Here is a 26456-nt window from a genome sequence, read left to right on the forward strand (position 1 = left end):
AACAGAAGATTTAAGACACTTTGTCGTCCGATGTCATCTAAAAATGCGCTCTATTCTTTGTATAGAGATCTACCAAAACTGGGCAACAGAGCGGATTTAGACGAACAATTTTCAGAGAGAATTTATGCGGTTATCAGAGAGCGACGCATCTGCTTATCGGCAAACAAAATCAGGGCATTAAGTAGCGCAAGACTCCTTTATTATGGTCGAGAAGTTTTAATGTTTGATGAAGCAACGATCGCTTTAGTTAATGAAAGAAGTTTAATCAGCGATTCTGCACAAACCTCAGGCTAGAGTAAGACAATTCACATTACTGTCCATTATCAACTCGACTCAGGGCAAATTGCTAAACCAGAGAGTTATCAGGAGGTTGCGCTAAAATGATCGGTCGTTTACTTACTCCGTGCCACTCGATCAACCCTCGTGTGAATCTGCCAAATGCAAAGTTTTGACTAGATTTTAAGTTCATCTCTAGCCCGATTTTCGGTTGTCTGACCTCTACTCACGCAAACTTCAGTTCCGTCGTTGCTGTTCAGCCAAAGAGAGTTTCATGGATTTGCCTGCAATTTCTATCGTTATTCCCACGCTCAATCGAGGCGAGTTTCTCCAGTCCACGTTGAGTTCTCTTCAGAGTCAAACCTTTGATGACTGGGAGGCTTGGGTCGTTGACGACGGCTCGACTGATGACACTTGCGATCGCGTCTCGCAGATCATCAAGCTTGACCCTCGCATTCACTATATCCGCCGCACAGAGGGAAAAGCAGGTGCCCCCGTGTGCCGCAATTTGGGAACTCAGCTTGCCAAAGGCAAATATATTATTTATCTAGATTCTGATGATTATTTGGCAGTCACGGCTTTAGAAAAGCGCTTTGAGTGCATGGAGGCACATCCCGATCTTGATTTTGGCGTGTTTCCCTGCATTCTCTTTAAGCAGCAGACGAATGACATGAAGGTGTTGCTCAATATCGAAAGTGATGTAAACGACCTCGATCGCTTCCTTGATTTTGATGCGCCCTGGCAAACCATGTGCCCGACTTGGCGACGTGAGTCGTTGATCAAATTAGGGCTGTGGGACGAAGATTTGCGGGTGTTTCAAGACATCGAACTGCATTTTCGAGCAGTGGCGCAGGGCTTAAACTATCGTCGTTTTGACTACCCAGATTGTTTTTGGCGCGTGTTGCACGATGATCGACTCAGCAAGAGTGCGCTCTCAACCTCTCGGCTCACCTCTCATTCTCATTTTTTTGAGGTCACGATCGCAACGCTTAAAGAAAAAGGACTGCTCACCTCTGAACGTCGTGCAATGTTAGGAGGGCTATATTTCTTCTACACCGATTATTGGTCTTATTGCGGGGATCGTGCTGCTGCCCATACGTTTTGGGCTGAGTGTTACGATCGCCACTTAATTAACGCCACTGTTCATCGTATGGGAGCTTTCTACGCAACCCTTTCTAGCACCACACAATTGCCTTTTGCCCTCCGCAGAGTTTTACGTCGCTTGCTGCGAACCGTGTTTAAGCTGACCTGGCACCCTAAACTCTTGGTCAAAACCTCTAAGACCTGTCGCTCTGTGCCCATTGAGGCAGATCGAATTCCGGTGGTGAAGCTGCGATCGCCTAGCCCGATCAAGGGCGATCGCAGCGTTGCAGAAGACCGTATAGTTGAGTTGGGCGCTCAAAGCCGCGCAGATTCCGATTCAGCCGAGAACACCGTCTGCATAGGGTTGAAAGCAAACCTCTATTCATTCAACAACAGCGACTGATGCCAATAAACTATCCACGAGACCTGATTGGGTATGGGCGCACGACTCCTGAACCAAACTGGGAAAATCAGGCGCGGGTGGCGGTGCAGTTTGTGATCAACTACGAAGAGGGCGGCGAAACCTGCATTTTGCACGGTGATCAATCGTCTGAGACGTTTCTTTCAGAAATTGTGGGAGCCGTTCCGCTCAATGGGCTGCGCCACATGAATATGGAATCTTGCTATGAGTATGGCAGTCGATCGGGCTTTTGGCGCTTGCACCGATTGTTTACTCAACGAGGAATTCCGGTGACTGTGTATGGCGTGGCAATGGCGTTAGAGCGCAATCCTGATGCGGTAGCTGCCATGCTGGAAGCGAACTGGGAAATTGCCAGTCATGGCTATCGCTGGATTGACTATAAATATTTTGGAGAAGACGCAGAACGAGCGCATTTGCACCAAGCGATCGAGGTTCACACGCGGGTAACGGGCGATCGTCCGTTAGGTTGTTATATTGGGCGCACTAGCCCCATAAGTCGTAAGTTAATTGTCGAAGAAGGTGGATTTCTCTACGATTCTGATAGTTATTCAGATGATTTACCTTACTGGGTTCATGACTATGGCAAACCTCATTTAGTGATTCCCTACACGCTAGACAATAACGATATGAGGTTTGCGACTAATCAAGGGTTTAACTCTGGGGATCAGTTTTTTGCCTACTTGCGTGATGCCTTTGATGTGCTGTATGCAGAAGGCGAAACTGCACCCAAAATGATGAGTGTAGGATTGCATTGCCGATTGGTAGGGCGACCCGGACGGGCAGCCGCTTTGTCACGGTTTCTTGATTATGTGCAGCAACACGATCGAGTATGGCTTTGTCGTCGAATTGATATTGCTAAACATTGGCATCAACATCACAAACCCCAATCCGAATAGAAGGGCTAAAAACAGAAGAGGTTTATTGTTGTTGATAAGCCAGATATACCGCTTCTAAAAATAGATCTGGAGTCATTTGAAACGGTAAATCTTGTAGCCCGATTATCTGTCTTGTCTGACGCGCTAACTGCAAACTTAACTCTGATCGAGCTTTTGTTTCCATCAGCGATCGGCGCTGCAAATATTCTCGAATCACCGCAAAATCATCGGGCAGTAGCTGACTGATTTCAGCCGTGGCTAAAAGCTCGGTTGCTAAAGGCGTTGCCTGCTGTGATGTTTGAAATGTTGCAGCCACTATAGGGCGATCATTTTGAACGACAAGCGTTCCGGCAACCCAATCACCTAAGCGCTTTTCTCGTTTGCCCAAAATGATCAACAACATCCCGATCGAGAGAAAGTCATCGATTGGGCGCAGCAGCGATCGCAACAGGGCTTGTGAAAGTCCAGCAGGTTGTCCATCTTCTCGAATCACCCGAACTTTAGCATAGCGCTTGCCGGGAGTTTGCCCTTGCCAGAGCGTTTCAAAGAATACGAAATAGCCTACATACATCGCAAAGGCGATCACCATCGAAATTGCCGTCAGCCAAAGTTCTAAGTTTTTAGACTGGATGTATCTAGGCAGTTGACTCGCTAGAATGCCCCACACCACTAAGAACACAAATAGAATGCATCCCCAAATGACATAATCAACCAGCAGCGCCAACGCGCGATTACCAATTCCTGCCAGCGTAAATTCTAGCTCGACGCTTTCAGGCGTTTGAACTTTGATTTTATTGAAAAAGCGCATAGGTGATGAGATTAACGATCGCGTAACTGTAAGCCTAACCCTTCTCGACGAGCGCGCAAATCATAATAAACGACGGCTTTGATCACCTGCCAATAGGGCATAACTAACGCAGTCAGCAAAATTCTGACGACCAGATCAACTAATTGAATCAGAAGCAGCACACCAGACGATGGATCATTGATCGATAGGAAAGAGACGGTGCCAGAGAGCGCGATCGCAGGCAAATAAACCAGCAGCGTGATCAAAAATGCGACCACAAGAATCCATTGAAGTCGCCCAACGGCTCCCTTCGTCAGGCTCCAACTGCGGCTGATCGACGTGGTGCTGTCGATGTTGTCTTCGATCGCCATCGGGAGATCATAAATGAACAGCCGAGAACCAAATCGAATCAGGATAATGATTGATGCAATGAAGGCGACAATGCCTAAAATCACAGATAGCGGTGCCAAAGGTGGACTCGTAGACGCAGCAACCGCACCAACGCCAACGATGATCGAAAATCCGATGCCAAATCCGAAAAACAAGCCGACAAAAATCAGACTCACTAACAGGCTGGTGACAAAAAATTGCCAGAGGCGAGGGCTAGTGTGTCTGCGGGCATCGGTTACGGTTTCGGGTTGGTCAACCAGCTCACTGTAGGCAAGCCGAGCGATCGCGCCCGCAATTTCAGTAGACTTTGCCCACCCGTAGACCGGAACAATACTCCACAGAGCGGCTCTCAGCGATAGCGTAAGATACTGCTGAAGATGAGAACGATAAATTCGCACACCAGCGCTGACAACATTGCCAACACTGAGAGGGCCGAGCGGACTGGCGGGGCTAAGATTTGACATAATGAATAGTTGCCATTGGCATCCTACTAAAGGATGACTATAGAGTTGACGCTATCTTAGGCGACCTAACACCGAGTGTCCGAAAATTTTATGAATGTTAAACGTTGGATTGCCAGACGAGAACCCGATTGGCAGCAGTTAGACGCATTGCTGACTCAGATGGAAAAGCGGGGACTGCGATCGCTGCAAACTGATGAAATCAGAAAATTAGCCAGCTTATATCGCTCTGTCTCGGCAGATCTGGCGCGAGCGAAAACCCATCAGGCGGCGATCGGCAACACGTTGGTGCATGATTTACAGCAGTTGACGGCGCGCGGCTATAGTCAGGTTTATCAGGGTTCGCGACGGCAAGAATGGCGATCGGTGCTTGACTTTTATCGCTGGGGCTTTCCGGCGGTGGTGCAGCAGACTTGGGTCTATATCGCGATCTCGACCGGGTTGTTTTTGCTGGGCGGCTTGATTGGCTGGTGGTTTGCTTGGCGCGATCCGTCGTTTATGGCGCTGATTGTGCCCGAATCAATGATTCGCCTGGTGCGCGACGATCACAAACTTTGGATGGGTTCCATTTTAGGAACTGAACCGATCGCATCGAGTCAAATTATGATCAACAATTTGGCGGTTTCGTTTCGGGCGATCGCGGGCGGCATGACACTGGGAATTGTGACGGTGCTGCTGTTGTTTTTTAATGGATTGATGATTGGCACGATCGGGACTTTAGTCGGTCAAAATAATCTGGCGTTTCCATTCTGGGCGTTTGTGTTTCCGCACGGGTCTTTAGAACTTCCTGCCATTTTTCTAGCGGGTGCTGCGGGGTTGTTAATTGCTAGAGGAATTCTTTTACCCGGAAAGTTTCGTCGTGCCGATGCGCTGAGATTTTATGGATTACAAGCCGCGCAGTTAGTCTATGGAATTGTGCCCATGTTGGTGATTGCAGGTGCGATCGAGGGCTTTTTCTCACCTAGTCCAGCCGTGCCCGAATTACTCAAATACATCGTCGGAATCGTACTGTTTAGTTTGCTGATCCTGTATTGCAGCCTGAAACGTCCCGGTGAAAAACTTAACTGAAGCGTTGTTCAACCAGTGATTTGAACCGTCGAATCTTTAGAGTTGATTTTTGGCTTTGAGTTGCAGATAGCGATCGACGAGTTGTTCTGTGATTTGGTTAGCAGGCGCATCGAGCACTAACACGCCTTTTCGCTTCAGGTCGGCAAATGCAACTTGACGTTGAGCTAACAAATCTAGAGCGACTGCACGAGCATAAGTAGACGGCACATCTTCGGTTACAGCATTGGCTTGTCGATCGACTTGTGGGTCACGCAGCGTCACACAAAACGGTAAATAGCGAGGCGTTAACCGTCCGAGTGCTGCCAACAATTCAGCCGATGCAGTGATGTCTACGATATCGGTAATGAGAACAACTAACGCACGGCGAGTTTGTTGATTGGCTAACGCAGTGACTGCACCTAAATAATCTGGTTCTATAATCTCTGGCTGAATGGGAGTCAGACGCTCAATTAAATGCGTTAGATGTGACTGACCCCGCTCAGGCGGAATCCAGGTGTGAAGTTGACGATCGAACACGCCAACCCCAACCCGATCGCCGCGATGCAATCCTGCTAATGCGAGTGAAAGCGTTGCGTTTAAGCCCCAATCGAATCGAGACAGTCCTTTGACATTAGCGGTCATCAAGCGACCCCGATCGAGCAAAATAATCAACGTTTGCTCTTGTTCTGGTTCTAGCACTCGCACTAAAGGCTGTCCGCGTCGCGCCGTCGCTTTCCAGTCAATAAAGCGGGGATCGTCACCAATGCCATAGTCGCGCAGTTCGGCAAACTCGGTGCCGATGCCTAACCGTCTGGCGCGTCGAATCGAACCCGCCGATTGCAGAGTCAGCCGAATCGAGAGCGATCGTAACCCAATCAGATCGGGATACACGGCAACTTTTTGGACTTGAGGAATCTTCCAATCGTGCCAACCCAACCGCCAAGGACTCAGTTGCCGCACCTGAATCGCGCCCCACAGATATTCGCCGCGCAGGGTCGGATGCACCGTGTAAAGCAAGTCTTGTGTACTATTGCTGGGCAACTTCGCTGCGAGAGGCATCTGCGACACCCCAAACTCGATCGGATAATTGTCATAAATTTGCACCTCGGCGGCTTGCCCAGTTTCAACCGATAGGCTGACTGCGTTATCCCGTCCGATTGACAGTCGCGATAGTGCAGACCGCTCAACTCGAACGCGGCTGACGCGGCGACTGTCCCAAATTGCTAATCCGAGAATTAACCCATTCCAAATCAGGAGCGCAGTTAGCCATGCAGCCACGCGAGTCTGAGCATCCCAAACTGTTGCGATAAGGGCGGCGATCGCCACTCCAAAAATTAACAGTCCGTAAGTCCGGCGAGCAGGAATCATGGCGCTATCTAGGAACGGGAACTTGAGTCAGAACAGAGGCAATCACAGCATCGACGTTGACCCCATCGAGTTGAGCTTCGGGGCGAAGAATTAACCGATGACGTAATAGCGGTGGAGCAATCGCTTTGATATCGTCAGGCGTGACAAATTTGCGTCCTGACAGCCAGGCTTGAGCTTTGCTGGCTTGAAGCCAACTGACTGCCGAGCGTGGTGAAGCTCCCAACACTAAATCAGGATGCTGCCGAGTTTTTTGCACCACCCCTAACAAATAATCCAACACCGCTTCTTGAACCGCGATCGCGCTCACTTCTTGTCGAGCTTGCAGGATTTGCGGCACGGTTGCCACAGGCTTGAGCTTTGCTAAATCTAATCGCTTTGCTCGAAAGCCTGCCTCACTGTTAAGCAGCATTCGCTTTTCGGCGGCAGCATCGGGGTAGGGAACGATCAGTTTGAACAAGAAGCGATCGAGTTGCGCTTCTGGCAAGGGATAAGTGCCCTCAAACTCTAGAGAATTCTGCGTTGCAATCACCCAAAACAACTCTGAAAGCGGCAGACTTTCACCGTCTAACGTGACTTGCTGTTCTTCCATCGCTTCTAGTAGCGCAGATTGCGTTTTAGGAGGTGTGCGATTGATCTCATCTGCCAACAAGATTTGAGTAAAAATCGGCCCCTTTTTAAGGGTGAAGTCACGTGTGTTGAGGTCAAAAATGTTCGTCCCTAAAATATCAGACGGCAGAATGTCAGGCGTGAGTTGAACCCGTCGAAAATCTGCCTCGATCAACCGTGCCATCACCTTCACTAGCAGCGTTTTGCCAGTTCCCGGTACGCCTTCTAAGATGACATGTCCCCCCGTCAGCAGCGCGATCGTGAGTTGTTGCACGATCGTGGTTTGCCCCACTACGACTTGATCGAGTGCTTGTCTAAGGCGAGTAAACATGGCGTAGAGATCTGACATAGATTAAAGGGTGAAGGTGAAGTGTAGATAGGTTTAGGATCGACAAACAGCACACCCATCTTACGGGCTGATTTGCAAATTGGGGTAATCGATCGCGAAAACCCTGCTATTGCACGGCTAATTTGACCCATAGCGATCGTTATCTTCCATCTGCAAACTTAGCTTAGATCTTGCACCTGTGGCATCTAGACGATGAGAACCCGTGGTTCATGGCATTCTCCCACCCTGAACTAAAGTTCGGGCTAATGGCAGCAAGTCCGTTAAAACGGACTAAACGCGAGTCCCCGCCAGTTCTTCAGTCCGTTTCAACAGACTTTCCCCTCGTTAGCTCGAACTTCAGTTCAGGGCGGGTCAGCGGACTGACTCAGAAGGCTGCAAGATTTCAGTTAGAGTAGTAACCTACCTAACCCGTCTCCGTTTTCGCTGGGGTTCTCTACGCAGCATGCCTGCGATCGTCATCACAGAGCCGAGTAACCCAAGGGCATATTGCGTGTAGGGAGTTCGACGCGCTTTAATTGCGGATTGCTTGATGTGAGAGGGCTTGTCCGGTGAGTTGTCTGACTGCTTCGGAACGCGGACGGCGTGCTTAGATGGCTCGATCGGTAACCCTCGATATTTAGAGTAAACCTGTGTGAACTCTGCGCCAAACAGCAAAATTTGAGCCGAATAAAACACCCAAATCAGCAACACGACTAACGATCCAGCCGCTCCATAAGCAGAACCAACACTGCCGTTGCCGAGATAAAGCCCCAGCAGAAACTTACCCAAGTTAAATAATAATGCGGTTACACCAGAGCCAACCCAGAGATTTTTCCAGGGAATATCAACGTCTGGCAGAAACTTGTAAATCGATGCAATCAAAACTGTAATAACGCCAAATGAAATAATAAAATTAACAGTCTGACCCACAATCACAAAACCTGGAACTAAGTTTCCAAAGTAACTTGAGATTGCTGCCAAAACTGCCGATAACACTAAAGAGACTAACAATAAAAATCCAATCACCAACACCATCGCAAACGACAAAAATCGAGATTGCAGAAAGCTTTTGATCCCGTTTCCAGGCTTTGGCTTAACCTCCCAAATAGTGTTGAGGGCAACTTGCAGTTGACCAAACACACCCGAAGCGCCAAATAAGAGAATGACAACTCCAGTAATGGTAGCGATCGTGCTGCCTGACCCCGGTCGGTTCGCATTCTGAATCATTGCTTGAATGGCTGCTGCACCCTCTTTGCCCACTAAGCCTTGAATCTGTCCGATAATTTCCCCTCGTGCTGCTTCTTCTCCAAAAAAGAACCCAGCGATGGCGATCGCAATCAACAACAGAGGAGCTAGAGAGAACACCGTATAGTATGCGAGTGCGGCGGCTAGAAGCGGTACCTTGTCTTCATTCCATTCAGTTGCAGTGTCTTTAATCAGCTTGAAACCGTCCTGTAGTCGCATATTCTAGGTTCCTAATACAAAAAATATTTTTAGACTGAGTAGGAAGCGAGTCAACTGTCAAAATCTACAGGAAACGTCAGTAGGTTTACCCCTACCGTTAGAAGTAATTTATACGAAATATTGATAAGCCCTGACATGATTCGGTAATTGCCCTATGAGAGGCAGAATTCGGGAGAGTGATATTTCTAAAGGTAGAGGGAACTGAACGTATTGTGAATTAATCCATTCCTCAAGATAGTGTAACTGACACTACTAAAACCGTAATCTAGGCATCGAAGTTACAAACTAGCTTTAATGAGGAACTAACAGTATGTCTAATTTAGAAAACAACCCAAAGAGAAACGTAACGACTGATAGCGCCGATCGCGTTGAAGAAGACAGCTACGATGCTCATATTATTCCAGCCGAAACAGCAGCGCGTCGAGAGCGAGAAGGCAATCTCTTTAAGACTCACCCCACCGAAGAACGCGAGGCAAGCGCTTCTACAGACGATCAAACCGACAATCAAAGCATTCACACGACTGACGGCTACACGGTTGATAAAGAAGGGCTGCTCAACAACTACGCAGTCGAGCCAGAAATGTATTATGAAGAGCCAGGTGACGCACGAGCACAGGCTGAACAAGACAAAGCAGCTCGTGCCGAAGAACTGAAGGAAGTCAATCAAAACAGTCAAGGCGATCTAACCGAAGAAGGCGATCAGCGCGGTCGAGGAACAGGCGTTGTTTAACGTCTAACGCTGAAGATTTTACGGGTTTTCTGTAGAGGCACTTTTAGAGAGGTCTCTACAGAACCCAAGGGTGCAATTTACAAGCGTAGATTTAGCATTCCTACAGCTATTCCTCTAGTCTAATGACGATCGCATTCCAAAATTTTTACATTGTAGTTGGCCGTATCAATCGTCACTCCATCATTGAGTTTATAAGGAAGGAACAAAAATGGTTTTAAGAACTCATCACCGAGCAGTCGGAACGTTTCCGACTCGCCAAGCGGCAGAGCAAGCGCTCCATGATTTAAGAGCTAGCGGATTTTCGATGGATCGCGTTTCTGTGGTTGCTAAAGATGCCGGAGACGCTGGCAATTTAAGCGGCGCAGAAACCAGTCGTGGCATTGGCAACAAAGCTGATGAAGGGGCAAAAGCAGGGGCGGCTACTGGGGGTGTTTTGGGAGGAATTGCAGGTTTGCTAACGGGCTTAGGTCTGCTGGCAATTCCTGGTATTGGCCCTATTATGCTAGCAGGCGCGACCGGAACGGCTCTCGTGACAGCACTTTCTGGCGGCGCGATCGGAGCGTTAGCTGGTGGGTTAGGTGGTGCGCTGATCGGGTTGGGCATTCCTGAAGAGCGGGCAAAAGTCTACAACGATCGCGTTTCTAGAGGTGAATATTTGGTGATGGTCGAAGGCGATAACGCTGAAATCGCTCGTGCTGAAACCGTTCTTCACCGAGGCGGCATTCAAAATTGGGGCATTTATGATGCTCCCGATGCTGTCGAGTCTGACACTCGCATCGACACGCGGGCAGGAGTTGCGACTCCGATGGCTGATGTTGCCCAGGATCGGATCAACACGACCGATCAAGAGTCAGTCAAGCTCTATGAAGAACGGCTGATCGCGGACAAAGATCGGGTCAAAACTGGCGAAGTCTCGATCGGAAAACACACCGAAACTGAAACAGCACGAGTTTCCGTACCGATCGAGCGAGAGCGGGTGGTGATTGAGCGAGTCACCCCAACCGATGCAGGTGCAACCATCTCTCCTGAAGATGCCCATTTTGGCGGAGAGACGATGCGAGTTGAGGTCTATGAAGAGACTGCCGATGTCCACAAAGAAGCCTTTGTGCGGGAAGAAGTCAGCCTTCGCAAAGAGGTCGATCGAGAAGTCGTCGAAGTGAATGAAACACTGCGTCGCGAAGAACTCACTGTCGATACAGAGGGTCATCCCAATATGGATGCGACTCAAAATCGTGAAGGGCGCGATCGCATCTAGATAAGCGACAGATTGCTATAAGGGCATGGCATTGCTGTGCCCCTACTAGTGATCATCATTTTTCAAATGGATTGTTTAGTTTCAAAAGCAATAAAACGATGAACAAAATAACTTTACTGATACTCAGCAGCCTCTTGATGTTGGGCAGCGTTGCTTGTAGCGATGCTTCAAAAACGTCTAGTAGTGCACCCGATACTACGGCTAAAGCTGGCGATAGTTTAGACAAATCTACTGCCCAATCCAATCAAGCCGATGCCACCAATGAGACTCGCAGAAAACAGCTTGACTCTAACATTCGGGCTAACGAGCAGCGAAATAGCGCCACCAACGATGGCAGTGCTAACAGAAGCGATGCCCAAATTAAAAGCGAGGTTAGCTCAAAGCTTGAAGCCAACCTACCTGCGAGTCAGTTAGCGATCGACGCTAAAGACGGCGTGGTTACCGTCTCTGGAACGGTGGTTGCTCAAGATCAACTGGCTAAGATTGATAAGCTTTCCAGAGAGATCAAAGGCGTTCGCGACGTGCAAGTTAAAGCAACGCTCAAGCCTTCCGCTAAACCATAAGTGGTTAAATCGGCATTGCTGAATAGTGATAAAAACTGCCTCCCTGCCCTAATTTTAGGGAGAACCGGAATCTCAAAGTTTCCCAGAACTGGGGTGTCTAGGAGACAAGAGACGTTCCAGCCTTGACAGATTAGACTCATATTCAGCAACGCCAAACTATTTGTATAAAATTAAGCTTTTTGTCACAAAGCGATCTATTGTTTGATAGCTACAATAGACCCATATGGAACAAGAAGTCATCACCCTCCTCTCTAGCCGTGAAATCGAAAAAATGCGCCGAGCCGGACGCTTGGCAGCAGAGTTACTAGACTACCTAGAACCCCTCGTTCGCCCAGGAGTTAGCACACTCAAGCTCAATGACGAAGCCGAACGCTGGACTCAGGCTCATGGGGCAAAAAGCGCTCCTTTGGGCTATCACGGGTTTCCTAAGTCGATTTGCACGAGCGTCAACGAGGTCGTCTGTCACGGCATTCCTAACGCTAGACAAATTCTTAAAGACGGCGACATTATTAATATTGACGTAACGCTAATTGTCGAAGGCTATCACGGCGACACCTCTAAAATGTATTTTGTCGGCACTCCGTCACCCCTGGCAAAGCGCTTAGTTGAAGTGACCGATCGATGTCGTCAATTAGGCATTGAGCAGGTAAAGCCAGGCGCTAGAATCGGCGATATTGGCGCAGCTATTCAAGAATATGCAGAGTCTCAGGGGTTTTCGGTAGTTCGAGATTTTGTAGGGCACGGCATCAGCAATATTTTTCACACTGCCCCTCAAGTGCCCCATTATGGCAAACGAGGAACTGGCAAAAAGCTGCGTCCGGGGATGGTGTTTACGATCGAGCCAATGATCAACGAAGGCACCTGGGAAGTTGAGGTGATGAAAGATAAGTGGACGGCGCTCACAAAAGACCGTAAACTCTCGGCCCAGTGTGAACATACGTTAGTCGTCACTGCTAGCGGTTATGAGATTTTGACCCAACATTAATGTCAGTTCGATGAGTTCTTTCGCTGCGTTCTTCAGCGCTTCAGCCCCCTAAATCCCCCAGTTTGGGGGACTTTGAACTTAAATTCTGGGACTGAAGTCCCCCAGTTTTGGGGGATTTAGGGGGCAGCCCGGATTTGCAACCGCAGCGAAAAGCTTCATCGAATTCACGTAATATTTAGACGGGTAAGCGATCGCCAGGAGGTGGAGACAAGACCTGCGGATAAAAAAATTCTTGCCATTGATCCTGACGATCGCAACTGTTCAAAAGCCAAGGGTGCATTAGCCCAAGACCAATACACCCTTGGTCAGAATGATTGCGACTACTTTGCAGGTTTAAGTGCTAACACCGCCTCAAATTGGCTCGTCGTTTTATCGGTCTGGGTAGTCGTGCCACCAACACCCTTAATCGAATTCAGAATTGCAGTCGTCTCTGGCTGCATGGCTGACTTTTGAGAAACGGGCGTTACTTTGTTCACCAAAGTCATGGTTTTTTCCATATCCATGTAGAAGTAACCAATGTTTTGCTTAGGCAGAGAAGCCGTCACCGCTTTGAAACTATCGCTGGTTTCTAAAGAAGGATTAGGTTGACTAGACATCGTAGTCACCAGTTGATCACCCATTGCAATAAACACGGTGTTGTCATCTAGCCAGCCATGACCCAAAAGAGCGCCTTGGGGCGTTTGCCATTCGGTGACTTTTTTGCCGTTGACATCACGTTGAGCGATCGCCAGAGATTGACTCTTCCCGATCGTATCCAGCTTGCTTAACGTGGCTTCGGCGGTTTTACGATCGCTTGTATTAAACACCATTGCTCCACCAAATCCAAGCTGTGCCAACATGCCTTGATTGAGTGGCATCATGCCGATCGCAAACTCGCCATTCATCCAGCCAAAGATATCGTTATCGAGGTTAAGACCGATCGTTTGGCTGCCACTTCGCATCGCCTCAATGACCTGTTTCGCCTCTGGGCTGTCCTTGGATTGGGTTACAACTTGGCTCCAATAAGAACTCAGGTTAGCGCCAGATACGAGCGCGAAAGTGTCGGTTGGGAACTGAGCCACCACTTTGCCAGGAGAAGGCTTAAACTCGATCGCCGTCTGTGGGTCAACCTTCACCGCTCCTTTAAGACGCAGCCCAACCTCATCAATGCTGACGTTGCCGACCATCGATTTGACTCGCTTTAGCTGCTCTAAAGTCGATGCGTTCAGCGGCGCGCTAGAACTGCCGCTCATGGCTTGCACCATCCCGGCATAGTCGGGCAGATAAAAGCGGGCAACCACGGCTTCTCCATCGCTTTGAGATAGTAGCGGTGCGGCTTCTGGCTTGGTCGCAAAAGAGGGACTACCTTGAAGCGTCTCGATCGACTGTTCAATTGCTTTTTTGTCAGACGACAGCACGAGATAAGAATCTTTTAGCACTGCCGCGTAACTAGGCTTTTTACTTTTTTCGCTCACGACTTCACTGATTTTGACCCCTTTATAGTCGGTCTCAGTGCTTTTTACTTTTGCGTCGCTCTTAAGCTTGTTGGCAAAGCTAAGGGCGCTTACCTTGTCTTTGATAGCGATCGCCATCAGCACATTTGGCTCTTTAGCATTGGTGCTAGGCATCATCGCCACCATCACATTGCCCATCCAGGGCTTTAGATCTTTGTCTACATCGACGTTAGATTCAGTCAGCACTTTTTGCTGGAATTCTTTAACGCTTTTATCGACTGCCTGTTGAGCCTCTGGGGTGCCAAACTGCTTGAGCTTTGCCCAATTTTTTTCGTCTGTGGAGATGAAGGCTGCCATATAAGCTTGATCAGGAATCACTTTGGCGATTCCTAAAGGCGTTGCACTATCTCCTGGTGCCCCATTGAAATAAAAGTATCCTGCCACGCCTCCTGCAAGAGCAGTCACCGCCACAGCAGGCAGAATCAACTTTTTGACAGACATTTAGCTTCCTCAACGTTCCAAATATTACTACGGCTGTATTTAACATCACCCTGACACTTAACGAATTCGGACGTTTGAATCAGGAAGATGAACGATCGTAGAGTTCCCTACAATGTTGGCGTTAGCACAGCGAAGGATTTTGGCTAATTCGTACAGTTGTGAGCGATCGCCCCTATTGATCTCGAAGCATTGAAGCAAATTGCTTTGCAATTGAACCATCAGCTAAGTGGCAAAGAATGTAAAAATCCTAGTTTTTCCAATGCTTGTGCGATCGCTTCCGTGCGACTTTGTACTCCCAATTTGCAATAAATACTTTCCAGGTGCTTTCGGACTGTGCTTTTGTGAACACTGAGTTGGAGTGCGATCGCTTTGTTATCTCTGCCTTGCATCACACAAAAGAGAACTTCAGTTTCTCGCTGACTCAAGCCCAGTAGTTCTAGCGAATTCAACAAGGGTAGAGTCTGTTCTTCCAGCAGAAGCAGGTATTGCACTCTAGGCTGTTCGACAACTAAACGAATTACCAATTGCTTGCCAGCCTGTTCGATTCGCAACGGCAAACACGCCTTTGGCAGGTCTGGGTTTTTAGTGAAACCAGTGACTTGATGCTTGACCCACGACCACAAATGGTCTGGAAGTTGAAGGGAACAAGTGGGTTTTGAAAAATAGCTTTCTAGCCACACTACGGCTTGGGGCGTGACGAACACGCTAGAGGAAAAACCGATGAGCCGTATCAGAATGAAAGTGTTCATCCGTAATGAATCGGATGCGACGCTGACCTTTTCTAGTGACGAAATTGTGCATGGCGACTATACCCCCGATTGGACTCCGCCGTCAGTCATTCAACCAGGGGAACGAAAGGGCTTTCAAGGCGAAGGAAACATTGTCCATTCAATGAGCCGATTACGGGTACAGAAGGTAGAGTCCGTTACAACATCGTTGCTCCCAATAGCGGCGAACTTTATATTCATTGGGACAGCCCATTGATTGAATCTCAATACGGCAACACTTTTCACATCTGGGCACCGGAAAACTGGGAAATTACGCACTCAGGCGGACAGGGACATGAAGCGAAACTTGAGATTCGCTTGCGCCGTACTGCCCGCCGCAGTGTCCCAAACTTTCACGCAAACGGAAGAGGGTTCGCTTTTACCAATCATTGGGATGCCGACCTGCCCGTCATCTCACTCGGTTTTTTGTGGAACAAGCTGTTTGATTCGTTGCCTGGCCCTTTGGGCGAACTTGGGATCGGCAGAGTTGTAGACGAAAATTGGGCACCGATCACGCACGCTAACGCGGGGTTGTGTGGTGGCAGGTCTACACCGTGATGGATTATTATGCTTCCCACCTGTTGCCGCCAGAACAGACAACTTCTCCTAATTCTCGCAATGATGGTTTGTTTGAATTTATCCGAGATCGGTTGTGGGACAGCTTCGATGTAGATGGTGAAGGACATCGCTTTCTTGGCTACTCATCGCCTCATTACCCAAACGGGGATGAAGGAGTGATCCAGGTGGTGGGCTTAACGCGAGGGCGATCGTGGATCACCTATCGAGAAGCGTGGTCCCAGATTCAGCAGGACATTGACGCGGGTAAACTCTCGCCTCTCGGACTGTTTAGTGTAGACCAACTCCCAACTCACCACTCCAACTCCCGATTATATTCCTGGGTCGGTGTTGCGAGTCCTTCCCGAATCGATTCCCGCATCCCTGGAATTGAAAGGAGATATAGTGTTTCTTGCACCGATGCCCAATCAGCTTCAGACAACAGCACTGCATTGCTACTCTGTCCCACAATCACAATGGGTTGATGGGACAGGCTCACCGAATCGATCAAATCTTGCAACTGCTGTTGAGCTTCATTGACTGGAATCATAATCCTCTATCCACCTAACTATGCTCTCTAGATTATGTCTGCTGGCTGTAGATACTCCCTTATTATGAGCAATTGTCTCAATTCCGGCTTTTACCGCTTTAGACATCTCATCGATAGTGCGATCGCCGATCTTGTAGGTTGAATTGACGCAAGGAAACTCAACATCACCTTCTCTCTCAACCTTGATCAGTTCCGCTATTTCAGCGATCGCAGTTAAACAAACTCGTACACTAGATAAAGGCACATAACCGAAGCTCACTTGTTGGTGTTCCAGCTTCAGTTAGCGTAAAATTGCTGGTGAGGGGTAAGTCTATATGCTCGATCCAGAAAAGCTCAACTATTTCAAGTGGACAATTCCAGATGGCTCTCGTGTACGCCTAACTCCACTCCAAGCAGACGATCTAGAGTTTATAGATAGGTGGAAAAGCCAAGTTGATATCTCCTCTATAACTTCTAAAGCAATCCAGCACATTACTTTAGAAGAACGACAGCGACGGTTTAACGAGAAAATCCCCTCTATATTTGCAGTTCGCCGCATGACAGATAATCAGTTTATCGGAGAGATTAGCTTGTATAACCTCAACCCTAAAAACCGATCGGCAGGAGTAGGTTACTTCACTGGTGCAGACTATCGACAACGAGGCTATACAAAAGAAGGCTTGTGGCTACTGCTCAATTATTTGTTTAAAGTCGTTGGGTTAAATAAGGTCATGGCCGATACGGGGGCATTTAATCAAGCCTCGATCGCCCTACTCAAATCTTTAGAATTCCAGCAAGATGGATGTCTGCGTCAGCACCAATTACTGGATGGTGTGTTGTATGACCAGCTACTCTTCAGTTTGCTGGCAGAAGAATGGGGAAGACAACCGGGCTATTAATTCAAAATCTGCAATGCTAAACGGAGATCACAACATTGTTCAGTGTCATAGAGCTAATGGCGTTGTTTGAGTTAACAAGCTGCTTACTCGCGCAACGCCTCAAATTGCAGATCACTGGTTTGGTTTGTCGATTTGCGATCGGGTTAAATTCAGTCTAATTCTGAACCTGAGTAGCCGGGATTGCAGCTTGCATATTAACGTCACAGACTCTCGGAGATTGAATGGCAGCAACCTCCTCGCTCGTCAAACTAGAATCGTCAAATCGTGACGCGCATGAAACCATCTGCGATGAGTTGGGGGTGGTGTTAGAAGTTTGTGCAGCAACTTCTTCGAGCGTCGGATGAGTGGGATTGTTGAATGCCTGTGCAGAAAAAGCGGCGGATTGTGTCGTTACAGTCGCAGCGATCGCTAACATAAAGCCCGTTGCAAGTTTATAAAATCGCATGATTCAATCTCCTTAAAATGTCAGTGGGTCGTTCTATTCCTGACTATGATTAAAGGCTACTTATCTGAGATCTTGCTGACCTGAAAGGGTGGATTTGATAAGGCTTTGCTTAAAGGAAGATGAGAGCGCAATATCGGGCCTAAATTGATTGACTATAATGAATACAAAATCAGCGATCGCGTCATCTTTCATGACTCTGCGATCGCTAATCTGATTGGATATTGCTGAATGGAGAGAGGATTTGGGTAGGGGAAATCTCCTATGGTTGCCCTCCGCGCTTTTACGCCTCCACCCAAATCGCCAGGTTTAGATCAACTCGCGCACGTCGGTCACTTGACCCGTCACCGCCGCCGCCACCACCATCGCCGGACTCATCAACAAAGTCCGTCCCGACGACGAGCCTTGACGACCTTTAAAGTTGCGATTTGACGAAGAGGCGCTGAGTTGCCGACCTTGCAGTTTATCGGGGTTCATCGCCAAACACATCGAACACCCGGCCTCTCGCCATTCAAAGCCTGCGGTTAAAAAGATATCGTGTAACCCTTCGGCTTCTGCCTGTTTTTTCACCCGTTCTGAACCGGGGACAATAAAAGCTTTTACACCGTTTGCAACATGTCGCCCTTTGGCAAACTTCGCGGCTTCTCGCAAATCGCTGATTCTGCCATTGGTGCAACTGCCGACAAAACAGACATCAACTTTAGTGCCTTGAATCGGTTGACCCGGAGCCAGATCCATATAGCGATAAGCTTCTTCGGCGCTCGCTCTCTCGTCTTCGGCGATGCCATCCTGCGTGGGAACTGATTCATCTACGGCAATACCTTGACCGGGAGTAATACCCCAGGTAACGGTTGGAGCAATGTCAGCCGCATCAAAAACGATCACATCATCATAAATGGCATCGGCATCGCTACGAATATTGTTCCACCACGCGATCGCTTTGTCCCAATCATCGCCTTTAGGCGCAAAATCACGCCCCCGAAGATAATCGTAAGTGACCTGATCGGGGTTCACATATCCACAGCGCGCACCGCCCTCGATCGCCATATTGCAAACGGTCATCCGTTCTTCCATGTTCATCTGCTCGAAGGTTGTTCCTGCAAACTCATGAGCGTAGCCAACACCGCCCTTCACGCCCAGTTTGCGAATGATATGCAAAATCACATCTTTGGCATAAACTCCAGGTTTCAGCGCCCCATTGACCTCGATTTTACGGACTTTCAGCTTTGAGAGTGACAGCGTTTGCGAGGCAAGCACATCTCGAACTTGACTGGTGCCGATGCCAAACGCGATCGCGCCAAATGCCCCATGAGTTGACGTGTGGCTATCACCGCAAGCGATCGTCATTCCGGGCTGGGTCAATCCCTGTTCGGGGGCAATCACATGCACAATTCCTTGACTGCCTGACCCAACGTTATAGAAGGTGATGCCGTTCTCCTGGCAGTTTTTTTCTAACGCTTGCATCATCTCTTCTGCGAGTGAGTCAGCATAGGGGCGCGTTTGATCTTCAGTCGGAACGATGTGATCAACTGTGGCGATCGTCCGTTCTGGAAAAGATACGCTGAGTCCGCGTTCTATCAACATCGCAAACGCTTGAGGGCTGGTGACTTCGTGAATCAGGTGTAGCCCAATAAAAAGCTGAGTCTGACCCGAAGGCAAAGTTCCGACTGTGTGTGCATCCCAAACTTTATCGAACAGCGTCCCTTTACTCATGGCGTTTTGTTGTGACTGATACAAAAGCTTAAGTCTAGATTCTACCGCACAAGTTACGGGGTTCGAGTCGCCTCGTCAGGGATGAATGACGCAGCAACGATGAGATTTATAGTACAAAAACTCTCACCACTGTACAATTCCAGTGAGTGCGAGAGGAATCACTATGCGATTGGGTAAAGTAGTCAAATCAAATTCCCACTGTGATTATGTGGTGCAGTTGGATGACGAGATGGATTTTATCGATGCTCCTAAAGCCGATGATTATGGGTTTGGCACCTTCGTCAAGCTCGAAACCGAAGAACGTCATTGGGCGATCGGCATTGTCTATAATTCTCAACTGCTCAACCCGATGTTTATGAATATGGGGCCTCGCCTGTCGAGCGAACCCGATCCGCTTTTCACACCCGATCTAATCAACGAAACGCGCACATTACTCTGGACAGTTCTCGTAGGTTGCCTTGATCAACACAATGGCGAATTCTATGGAGTGCAAGGAATTCCGCGAGTCGTCGTGCCTGTGAATACGCCCGTGGCTACGATGACTCCCGCAGAGATTCATCAGTTTCATCTCAACCAAGAGCGACGATCGCAATTTTGCTACTACAGTCACCTCCTGCACTGTGGCGGCACGTTTTCGACTCAACTGACGCACCAAGTCTTGCAAGAATTGATCGAGTCAAAGCTTTTTAGAGATGCCGAAGAACGCGCCCTGATCGTCCTTTGCAAAGAATTATCCTGGAAGAACACAATGGGCGCAATGCGTTGAGCTTTAAAAACAAAAAACCCCAGCCGTGAAGCCGGGGTGAATAATCAGGGTGCATCTACCATTCCTCTATTCTGGGTGGAGGGGATAAATCAGGATGATTTCAAAAAATCTTCTGCGATCGTTCCTTCTAGCCCCGACCCGTGCTTTAAAAACACGTTACGACGAGCTTTTTCGCTTTGTTCTCAGCGGCTTCTGCCCCCTTGTATCTTGAGGAGATATCACAACTCAAAACTTAAAAGTCGCCCAGTCTGACTCGCGATAATAGTGAGCCATATTGTCAAACTTGTGAAGCTCTGCCCGATAGACGCAAAATGCTTGAGGTTGACCGTCTACCCACTGCTGATTCAGTTCATCTAAGGTTTGACCCCGACGATCGGGGTTTGCTGCTGCCGAAACATCACCAAAATAGCCCAGCGTAATATGCGGCGTAAAGTAATACTGCTGCTCAATGCCGATCGCGATCACCTCCGGGTTTTGGTAAATCGCTCGTCGCAGTTTCAGCGCTCGCTCATAAGATTCCTCATCGGTAGGAGCGAGACACAGCGCGATCGCACGAGGCATCACCATCAACCCCAAGGCTTGAAAGCGAAGTGGTTTGTTTTGAGAGAGCGGTTGACTCTGTTTAAAGCTGATGGCCATGCGATCGCGCAACTGAGTTTCAAAGTCAGGATTTTCGCTAGCATGACGATAAGCACTATCCCAAATCAAATCTGCCAACGTCATGTGAAAGCTTTTTGGCGGCACCGGAAGCAGCAGATTTTCGCCTAATTGCTGCACCAACTGCGCTTGAAAAGTGGTCAGACGATCGTAGAGAGCCGCATTTTCGTGGTCGGCTGCTCCACACGGAGTCACCACGCTATAACCCGGAAACTCGGTCGTCTGCCACCCGTGATCTGGATGATGTTGAAACTTGGGCGACTCTTGAATGTGCTGCACCTGCGACCTGTAGGTGTCTGGGAGCGTCATCCGCATCACCCGATTGAGGTAGGTCTGATAGTTTTCGTCCAATCTCGATCGCCTCGCGCTGTAAATCGACAGTTTAAAAGTCCACCCTTAATCTAACGGCAAAGTGCCGCTTTGCTCTAGGGAGATTCCAGCAGTTCTCCTCAACCCTACGAACCGGGGATCGTCTTAAAAAATCTTTAAGACTTCAACCGCTAGACGCTGGACGCTGTTCAGTCTAAAGTCTAAAGTCTCACGTCTAAAACTGGTGTATGGCAATTTACGTTTATTGGGGAGAAGATAGTTTCGCGATCGCCCAAGCCGTCAAAACGTTACAGGAAAAGACGCTTGACCCCACCTGGGAGAGCTTTAACGTGGACAAGATTTCGCCTGACCAGCCTGACGCGGTGATTCAAGGACTCAACCAGGCCATGACTCCGCCGTTTGGAGCGGGCGATCGCTTTGTGTGGCTAGTCGAAACAACCCTGGCTCAACGCTGCTCAGAAAGCTTGCTGGCAGAGCTAGAACGAACGCTGCCCGCCATTCTCAAGACGACGACGCTGCTGTTGACCAGTTCGAGCAAACCTGACGGACGGCTAAAATCTACAAAACTGCTGCAAAAATATGCCTCGATTCAAGAGTTTTCACCGATTCCGCCTTGGAAGACCGATTTATTGATCAAGCAAGTGCAGCAAGTGGCTAGAGAACTAGAAGTCAAGCTGAACGCAGACAGTGCCGAATTTTTAGCGGAAGCGATCGGCAACAACACGCGGCAACTCTATAGTGATCTAGAAAAGATTCGACTCTTGGGCGGCGAGTCAAAAAAGCCTTTAACCGTGGACGAGATCGCGCCTCTGATCACCGCTAGCACTCAAAACAGCTTGCAGCTAGTGGCAGCAATTCTCGAAGGCAAGACCGATCGCGCGTTGGAACTAGTCACAGAACTGCTGCGTCAAAACGAACCTGCCCTCAAAATTTTGGCGACGCTGATCGGGCAGTTTCGGCAGCGTTTGTGGATTAAAGTCATGCTGGAGTCAGGAGAGCGAGACGATCGCACGATCGCTCAAGCCGCCGAACTTAACAATCCTAAAAAGCTTTACTTTCTGCAAAAAGAACTCGCCAAAATTTCGGTGACTCAACTGCAACAGACGCTACCATTACTGCTTGAATTAGAATTTAGCCTGAAACGCGGAGCAGAGGAAATTTCAACCTTACAGACCAAAGCGATCGAGCTTTGTCAAATCTTCAAGACCTGAGTCACTCTGATTTAAAGTCCTGTAGCAATTAAAGTTAAAACCTCGCGATTTTGTGGAACTTCTTGCCCATAAAATAATTCATGATTATTAAAGCGCCCTCGTGTGCTAGTTTTCGGAGTGTCACACTATCTATGATGAACAGCGCCTCTCATTTACCGTCTCGCTTAAACAAAATGCTGGCTCGATCGCTGACATTGGGCACCCTCTCTGCTCTGGGTGTTCTCTTGGGGTTGGCTCCAAATCTATCGGGTCAGACCGCTCGTCTGTTTGATTCTGCCGCTTATGCTCAGTCTCAAGAGCCGACCTTCACTCGTTATGTCAGAGCTGCCTACAAGCTAGAAATCACCCGTAGACCTCTCGACGAAGAGGTTAAGAAACTAACAGGCGGAAATGCGCCTAGTAATGTTTGCAGCAATGTTGATCAGGTTCAAGCCAATGTGCGCGATCGGGTTAGAGAGATCTGTGCCGGGTTTGCTGCTCAGAGACGGGAGATCGTCTACAAGGAATACAAGCTCAGTCAGGAAGAGTTCAACAGCTTTCAACGACAAATGATTGACCCGTCAACCCGCTCCGAAATGGAAGCAAAAATCAATGCAGAGCTAAAGCGTCTAGGTTTGATTAAATAGACCGATGCTGAGTCGCTGTGATGCGGTTTCGCCGATCGCTCACCTCCTCACACCCAAAAGTATTGAATCACACTCCATTAACGCTCTCAATTCTGTAGATCCTTTAGTGTGGGCAAATCAAATTGCAAGCATACGGAGATCTCATATGAGCGGGTTAGGTGGACTGAATAAATCGTCAGATGGAGTCGTCTTAGGGCTGGTGCAGCTACAGTTGCCGACTGTGGTAACGCCAGACGATCTGGCAATGCAGACACAGCGCATTTGCAGCCTGGTTGCCAAAGCTCGACGCAATCTGCCCTCAATGGATCTGGTCGTGTTTCCAGAATATTCTCTACACGGGTTATCGATGGATACCAATCCGTCGATCATGTGTCGGTTAGAAGGTGCCGAAGTCGCAGCGTTTAAAGCCGCCTGTCGAGACAACCAAATTTGGGGTTGTTTCTCGATTATGGAACACAACCCCTACGGCAATCCCTATAACAGTGGAATCATCATCGACGATCAAGGAGAAATCAAGCTCTACTATCGCAAGCTGCATCCCTGGGTGCCTGTAGAGCCGTGGGAACCCGGAAATCTGGGCATTCCTGTCTGCGAAGGCCCCAATGGCAGCACGTTGGCGCTGATTATTTGTCACGACGGCATGTTTCCTGAAATGGCGAGAGAATGCGCTTATAAGGGAGCCGATATCATGATTCGCACGGCGGGCTACACGGCACCGATTCGTCACGCTTGGAATATCACCAATCAGGCAAACGCTTTCTGCAATCTGATTTATACGGCTTCGGTTTGCATGTGTGGCAGTGATGGCACCTTTGACTCAATGGGTGAAGGCACGATCGTTAATTTTGACGGCACTCCTCTAGTCACAGGCACAGGTCGCCCCGACGAAATCATTACCGGAGAGGTGCGCCCAAAACTGGTGCAAGAAGCCCGTCGCGTTTGGGGTGTAGAAAATAATATCTATCAATTTGGGCATCGCGGCTATGTCGCGGTCAAAGGCGGTGCCCAAGATTGCCCCTACACCTATATGCAAGATATGGTAGAAGGCAGTTATCGCTTGCCTTGGGAAGATCAGGTAGTTCACACAGACGGCACGTCATGCGGTTTTTCTGAACCTACCCGTTCTTATGAAACAGCCCCCTTAGTGAGCAAAGTCCAGTTATAGGATGTGGTTTATGGGATGTTATGTAGAGGCTGAACCCTACCCCTATCCCTTCAATGGGGATTTGCGACCCGACAATACGGTGATTTTGGTGATCGACATGCAGACCGATTTCTGTGGAATCGGGGGGTATGTCGATCGCATGGGCTATGACCTATCGCTGACACGGGCCCCGATCGAGCCAATCAAACATCTGCTCTCAGTAGCTCGTGCCAAAGGCTTTCACATCATGCACACCCGCGAGGGACACCGACCCGACTTGTCTGATCTGCCCGAAAACAAACAGTGGCGCAGTCAGCAAATCGGCGCTGGCATTGGCGATTTGGGCCCGTGCGGCAAGATTTTAGTTCGGGGTGAACCGGGTTGGGAGATTATTCCTGATCTGGCCCCATTGCCGGGAGAAGCCGTGATCGATAAGCCTGGAAAAGGCTCGTTTTATGCCACGGATCTCGATTTGTTGCTCAAGCGTAAAGGCATTCAAAACATTGTGCTGACGGGCATTACAACCGATGTTTGTGTCCATACAACGATGCGCGATGCCAACGATCGCGGCTATGAATGTCTCTTGCTGTCTGACTGCACAGGCGCAACCGACTATGACAATCATCTGGCTGCCTTAAAAATGGTAAAGATGCAAGGGGGCGTATTTGGTGCGATCGCCGATTCAGTCGCGCTGATCAAAACAATCACTCAAAAGTTATTCTGAGAATGAACGCTCGATCGCCGAATTCTTTTCTCCTTAATCTGATATGTCAATGCTGATTGCTGAAAATGTTCATAAGTGGTACGGCAAATTTCAGGTTTTGCGCGGCGTGAGTTTGACAGTTGATCAAGGCGAAGTTGTGGTGATTATGGGGCCTTCTGGCTCTGGCAAATCCACGTTTATTCGCACCTTTAACGCGCTAGAAGACTATCAGCAAGGACGAATCGTAATCGACGGCACTGAGCTATCTGATGACCTGCGAAACATTGACAAGATTCGTCAAGAAGTGGGCATGGTGTTTCAGCAGTTTAATTTATTTCCTCATTTGACGGTGCTGCAAAACGTCACTCTTGCCCCGACTTGGGTGCGTAAATGGAGCAAGGCAAAGGCTGAAGAGGTGGCTTTACAACTCTTGGAGCGAGTCGGCATTCTTGAACAAGCACAGAAATATCCGGGTCAGCTATCGGGTGGGCAACAGCAGCGAGTCGCGATCGCTCGTGCTCTCGCCATGCAGCCTAAAATTATGCTGTTTGACGAACCCACTTCCGCACTAGACCCTGAAATGGTGCGCGAAGTGTTGGACGTAATGCGATCGCTGGCTGAATCGGGCATGACGATGATTGTGGTCACTCACGAAGTTGGGTTTGCGCGAGAAGTTGCCGATCGCATCATTCTGATGGATGAAGGCTTATTAGTTGAGACGGCAAGCCCGATCGACTTCTTTCAGCACCCTAAAGAAGAACGCACCCGAAAGTTTCTGGCCCAAATTCTTTGACTACACGCCGCTACGATTGTGCTTTGTCAAATTTCGTTATAGGCTTCACAAGTCATTACAGAAGTTCACACTTCGTAAACTGAGTTTAGCCACTATGAACCTGAAAGCTTTCGCTCTAATGAAAACGCTGAGTCTTGCTGGATTCTTGAGCTTAGGTGCGCTCGTAGTTCCAAATCCAAGCCAAGCTGCTGATATGCCGATGGCGGCTCCGATCAGTCTGCCCACAATTCCGCCAGCAACAAAGACTGCTGAACCCGTCTCTAGCCCCACACCGATCGCGGCTCCAGGAGCGATGACGGCTTCCGAAAAGACGATCGTTGAAATCGCGTCTACAAACGATTCGTTTAAAACTTTGACGGCGGCTCTTAAAGCGGCTGGTTTAGTTGAAACCTTATCGAGTCCTGGGCCGTTCACCGTGTTTGCTCCTACCGATGCCGCATTTGCTGCGCTTCCTAAAGGCACGGTTGAAGAACTTCTCAAGCCTGAAAACAAAGCGATACTGGTTAAAGTTCTGACTTACCACGTCGTTTCTGGTGAAGTGCTTTCTACCAATCTCAAGTCAGGAAACGTCAAGACCGTTGAAGGCAGCCCTGTGATGGTCAAAGTTGGCACCAGTAGCGTGATGGTCAACAATGCGAAGGTTGTTAAAGCAGACATCAAAGCCAGCAATGGGGTCATTCATGTGATCGATAGAGTGATTTTGCCATCGGCTAGAGCTAAATAGTCACCTGCTAAATCTGAATCGCCC

Annotated in this window: 28 protein-coding genes; 17 read left to right on the forward strand and 11 right to left on the reverse strand. The window is 48.8% G+C overall.

Features of this window, described 5'->3' with window-relative positions; translation table 11 throughout:
• The first annotated feature begins 30 nt into the window (after positions 1-30).
• The 3 genes from BRW63_RS09075 (at position 31) to puuE (ending at position 2676) form a co-directional block, all read left to right on the forward strand.
• Complete coding sequence (locus BRW63_RS09075) at positions 31-294, forward strand: hypothetical protein (RefSeq protein WP_073070580.1); 264 nt, start codon at positions 31-33, stop codon at positions 292-294.
• Positions 295-550: 256 nt separating this feature from the next.
• Positions 551-1762, forward strand: coding sequence for a glycosyltransferase family 2 protein (locus tag BRW63_RS09080; protein ID WP_073070581.1), 1212 nt, complete (start codon positions 551-553; stop codon positions 1760-1762).
• Positions 1762-2676, forward strand: coding sequence for an allantoinase PuuE (gene puuE / locus BRW63_RS09085; RefSeq protein WP_073070582.1), 915 nt, complete (start codon positions 1762-1764; stop codon positions 2674-2676). Before BRW63_RS09080 ends, puuE begins: the two co-directional genes overlap by 1 nt.
• Positions 2677-2698: 22 nt before the next feature.
• Here puuE and BRW63_RS09090 read toward each other — a convergent pair whose 3' ends face one another.
• Together BRW63_RS09090 and BRW63_RS09095 are read right to left on the reverse strand one after the other, a co-directional pair.
• Positions 2699-3463 (reverse strand): RDD family protein, encoded by a 765-nt coding sequence (locus BRW63_RS09090; protein WP_073070583.1) that lies wholly within the window; start codon positions 3461-3463, stop codon positions 2699-2701.
• 11 nt (positions 3464-3474) lie between these two features.
• Positions 3475-4296, reverse strand: a complete 822-nt coding sequence (locus tag BRW63_RS09095; RefSeq protein WP_073070584.1) for a hypothetical protein — start codon at positions 4294-4296, stop codon at positions 3475-3477.
• 90 nt (positions 4297-4386) lie between these two features.
• On the opposite strand from BRW63_RS09095, the gene BRW63_RS09100 reads away from it, so the two are divergent.
• Entirely contained in the window at positions 4387-5361 is a 975-nt protein-coding gene (locus BRW63_RS09100) for a stage II sporulation protein M (protein WP_073070585.1), read from the forward strand.
• Positions 5362-5397: 36 nt separating this feature from the next.
• Here the strand turns inward: BRW63_RS09100 and BRW63_RS09105 are convergent, their stop codons facing one another.
• The 3 genes from BRW63_RS09105 to BRW63_RS09115 all read right to left on the reverse strand — a co-directional run bounded on the left by BRW63_RS09105 (position 5398) and on the right by BRW63_RS09115 (position 9106).
• Positions 5398-6708, reverse strand: coding sequence for a DUF58 domain-containing protein (locus BRW63_RS09105; RefSeq protein WP_073070586.1), 1311 nt, complete (start codon positions 6706-6708; stop codon positions 5398-5400).
• A gap of 4 nt (positions 6709-6712) precedes the next feature.
• Positions 6713-7663: an AAA family ATPase gene (locus BRW63_RS09110; RefSeq protein WP_073070587.1), complete on the reverse strand. Its 951-nt coding sequence runs from the start codon at positions 7661-7663 to the stop codon at positions 6713-6715.
• A 399-nt stretch (positions 7664-8062) separates the two neighbouring features.
• Positions 8063-9106, reverse strand: coding sequence for a YihY/virulence factor BrkB family protein (locus BRW63_RS09115; RefSeq protein WP_073070588.1), 1044 nt, complete (start codon positions 9104-9106; stop codon positions 8063-8065).
• Between the two features lie 310 nt (positions 9107-9416).
• Between BRW63_RS09115 and BRW63_RS09120 the strand changes: the two genes are divergently transcribed.
• The 4 genes from BRW63_RS09120 to map all read left to right on the forward strand — a co-directional run bounded on the left by BRW63_RS09120 (position 9417) and on the right by map (position 12639).
• A complete protein-coding gene (locus BRW63_RS09120) occupies positions 9417-9836 on the forward strand; it encodes a hypothetical protein (protein WP_073070589.1) in 420 nt (139 codons plus the stop codon).
• Positions 9837-10044: 208 nt separating this feature from the next.
• Positions 10045-11091 carry a YsnF/AvaK domain-containing protein gene (locus tag BRW63_RS09125; RefSeq protein WP_073070590.1) on the forward strand — a complete coding sequence of 349 codons (1047 nt, stop codon included), beginning with the start codon at positions 10045-10047 and terminating at the stop codon, positions 11089-11091.
• Positions 11092-11189: 98 nt separating this feature from the next.
• Entirely contained in the window at positions 11190-11654 is a 465-nt protein-coding gene (locus BRW63_RS09130; protein ID WP_073070591.1) for a BON domain-containing protein, read from the forward strand.
• Between the two features lie 223 nt (positions 11655-11877).
• Positions 11878-12639, forward strand: coding sequence for a type I methionyl aminopeptidase (gene map, locus BRW63_RS09135; RefSeq protein ID WP_073070592.1), 762 nt, complete (start codon positions 11878-11880; stop codon positions 12637-12639).
• A 320-nt stretch (positions 12640-12959) separates the two neighbouring features.
• On the opposite strand, the gene BRW63_RS09140 is transcribed toward map, so the two are convergent.
• Both BRW63_RS09140 and BRW63_RS09145 read right to left on the reverse strand, forming a co-directional pair.
• Positions 12960-14573 (reverse strand): DUF3352 domain-containing protein, encoded by a 1614-nt coding sequence (locus tag BRW63_RS09140; protein WP_073070593.1) that lies wholly within the window; start codon positions 14571-14573, stop codon positions 12960-12962.
• A gap of 218 nt (positions 14574-14791) precedes the next feature.
• On the reverse strand, positions 14792-15322 hold the full coding sequence (locus tag BRW63_RS09145; protein ID WP_083582787.1) for a response regulator transcription factor: 531 nt from the start codon (positions 15320-15322) through the stop codon (positions 14792-14794).
• 231 nt (positions 15323-15553) lie between these two features.
• On the opposite strand from BRW63_RS09145, the gene BRW63_RS09155 reads away from it, so the two are divergent.
• Complete coding sequence (locus BRW63_RS09155; RefSeq protein WP_073070596.1) at positions 15554-15898, forward strand: hypothetical protein; 345 nt, start codon at positions 15554-15556, stop codon at positions 15896-15898.
• Positions 15899-16208: 310 nt separating this feature from the next.
• On the opposite strand, the gene BRW63_RS09160 is transcribed toward BRW63_RS09155, so the two are convergent.
• A complete protein-coding gene (locus BRW63_RS09160) occupies positions 16209-16445 on the reverse strand; it encodes a type II toxin-antitoxin system Phd/YefM family antitoxin (protein WP_073070597.1) in 237 nt (78 codons plus the stop codon).
• A 314-nt stretch (positions 16446-16759) separates the two neighbouring features.
• Here BRW63_RS09160 and BRW63_RS09170 point away from each other — a divergent pair, with 314 nt between their 5' ends.
• Positions 16760-17323: a GNAT family N-acetyltransferase gene (locus BRW63_RS09170; RefSeq protein ID WP_073070599.1), complete on the forward strand. Its 564-nt coding sequence runs from the start codon at positions 16760-16762 to the stop codon at positions 17321-17323.
• A gap of 154 nt (positions 17324-17477) precedes the next feature.
• On the opposite strand, the gene BRW63_RS09175 is transcribed toward BRW63_RS09170, so the two are convergent.
• Both BRW63_RS09175 and leuC read right to left on the reverse strand, forming a co-directional pair.
• Entirely contained in the window at positions 17478-17768 is a 291-nt protein-coding gene (locus BRW63_RS09175) for a hypothetical protein (protein ID WP_073070600.1), read from the reverse strand.
• A gap of 306 nt (positions 17769-18074) precedes the next feature.
• Positions 18075-19478 (reverse strand): 3-isopropylmalate dehydratase large subunit, encoded by a 1404-nt coding sequence (gene leuC, locus BRW63_RS09180; RefSeq protein ID WP_073070601.1) that lies wholly within the window; start codon positions 19476-19478, stop codon positions 18075-18077.
• A 163-nt stretch (positions 19479-19641) separates the two neighbouring features.
• Between leuC and BRW63_RS09185 the strand changes: the two genes are divergently transcribed.
• Positions 19642-20244: a hypothetical protein gene (locus BRW63_RS09185; RefSeq protein WP_073070602.1), complete on the forward strand. Its 603-nt coding sequence runs from the start codon at positions 19642-19644 to the stop codon at positions 20242-20244.
• Positions 20245-20469: 225 nt separating this feature from the next.
• On the opposite strand, the gene BRW63_RS09190 is transcribed toward BRW63_RS09185, so the two are convergent.
• On the reverse strand, positions 20470-21252 hold the full coding sequence (locus BRW63_RS09190) for a DUF1868 domain-containing protein (RefSeq protein ID WP_073070603.1): 783 nt from the start codon (positions 21250-21252) through the stop codon (positions 20470-20472).
• 206 nt (positions 21253-21458) lie between these two features.
• Here BRW63_RS09190 and holA point away from each other — a divergent pair, with 206 nt between their 5' ends.
• The 6 genes from holA to BRW63_RS09220 all read left to right on the forward strand — a co-directional run bounded on the left by holA (position 21459) and on the right by BRW63_RS09220 (position 26432).
• Positions 21459-22442 carry a DNA polymerase III subunit delta gene (gene holA / locus BRW63_RS09195; RefSeq protein WP_073070604.1) on the forward strand — a complete coding sequence of 328 codons (984 nt, stop codon included), beginning with the start codon at positions 21459-21461 and terminating at the stop codon, positions 22440-22442.
• A gap of 131 nt (positions 22443-22573) precedes the next feature.
• Positions 22574-23068, forward strand: a complete 495-nt coding sequence (locus BRW63_RS09200; RefSeq protein ID WP_181314337.1) for a DUF4168 domain-containing protein — start codon at positions 22574-22576, stop codon at positions 23066-23068.
• A 4-nt stretch (positions 23069-23072) separates the two neighbouring features.
• The gene (locus BRW63_RS09205; RefSeq protein WP_244913171.1) at positions 23073-24233 is read left to right on the forward strand and encodes a formamidase; all 1161 of its coding nucleotides are present in this window, start codon (positions 23073-23075) and stop codon (positions 24231-24233) included.
• Positions 24234-24243: 10 nt separating this feature from the next.
• Positions 24244-24936, forward strand: coding sequence for a biuret amidohydrolase (gene biuH, locus BRW63_RS09210; RefSeq protein WP_073070690.1), 693 nt, complete (start codon positions 24244-24246; stop codon positions 24934-24936).
• 43 nt (positions 24937-24979) lie between these two features.
• Positions 24980-25708: an amino acid ABC transporter ATP-binding protein gene (locus tag BRW63_RS09215; RefSeq protein ID WP_073070606.1), complete on the forward strand. Its 729-nt coding sequence runs from the start codon at positions 24980-24982 to the stop codon at positions 25706-25708.
• Positions 25709-25802: 94 nt separating this feature from the next.
• Complete coding sequence (locus tag BRW63_RS09220; protein WP_106253943.1) at positions 25803-26432, forward strand: fasciclin domain-containing protein; 630 nt, start codon at positions 25803-25805, stop codon at positions 26430-26432.
• The last annotated feature ends 24 nt before the right edge of the window (positions 26433-26456 follow it).

This window comes from Phormidesmis priestleyi ULC007 (genome assembly GCF_001895925.1).
Lineage (GTDB): Bacteria > Cyanobacteriota > Cyanobacteriia > Leptolyngbyales > Leptolyngbyaceae > Phormidesmis_A > Phormidesmis_A priestleyi_A.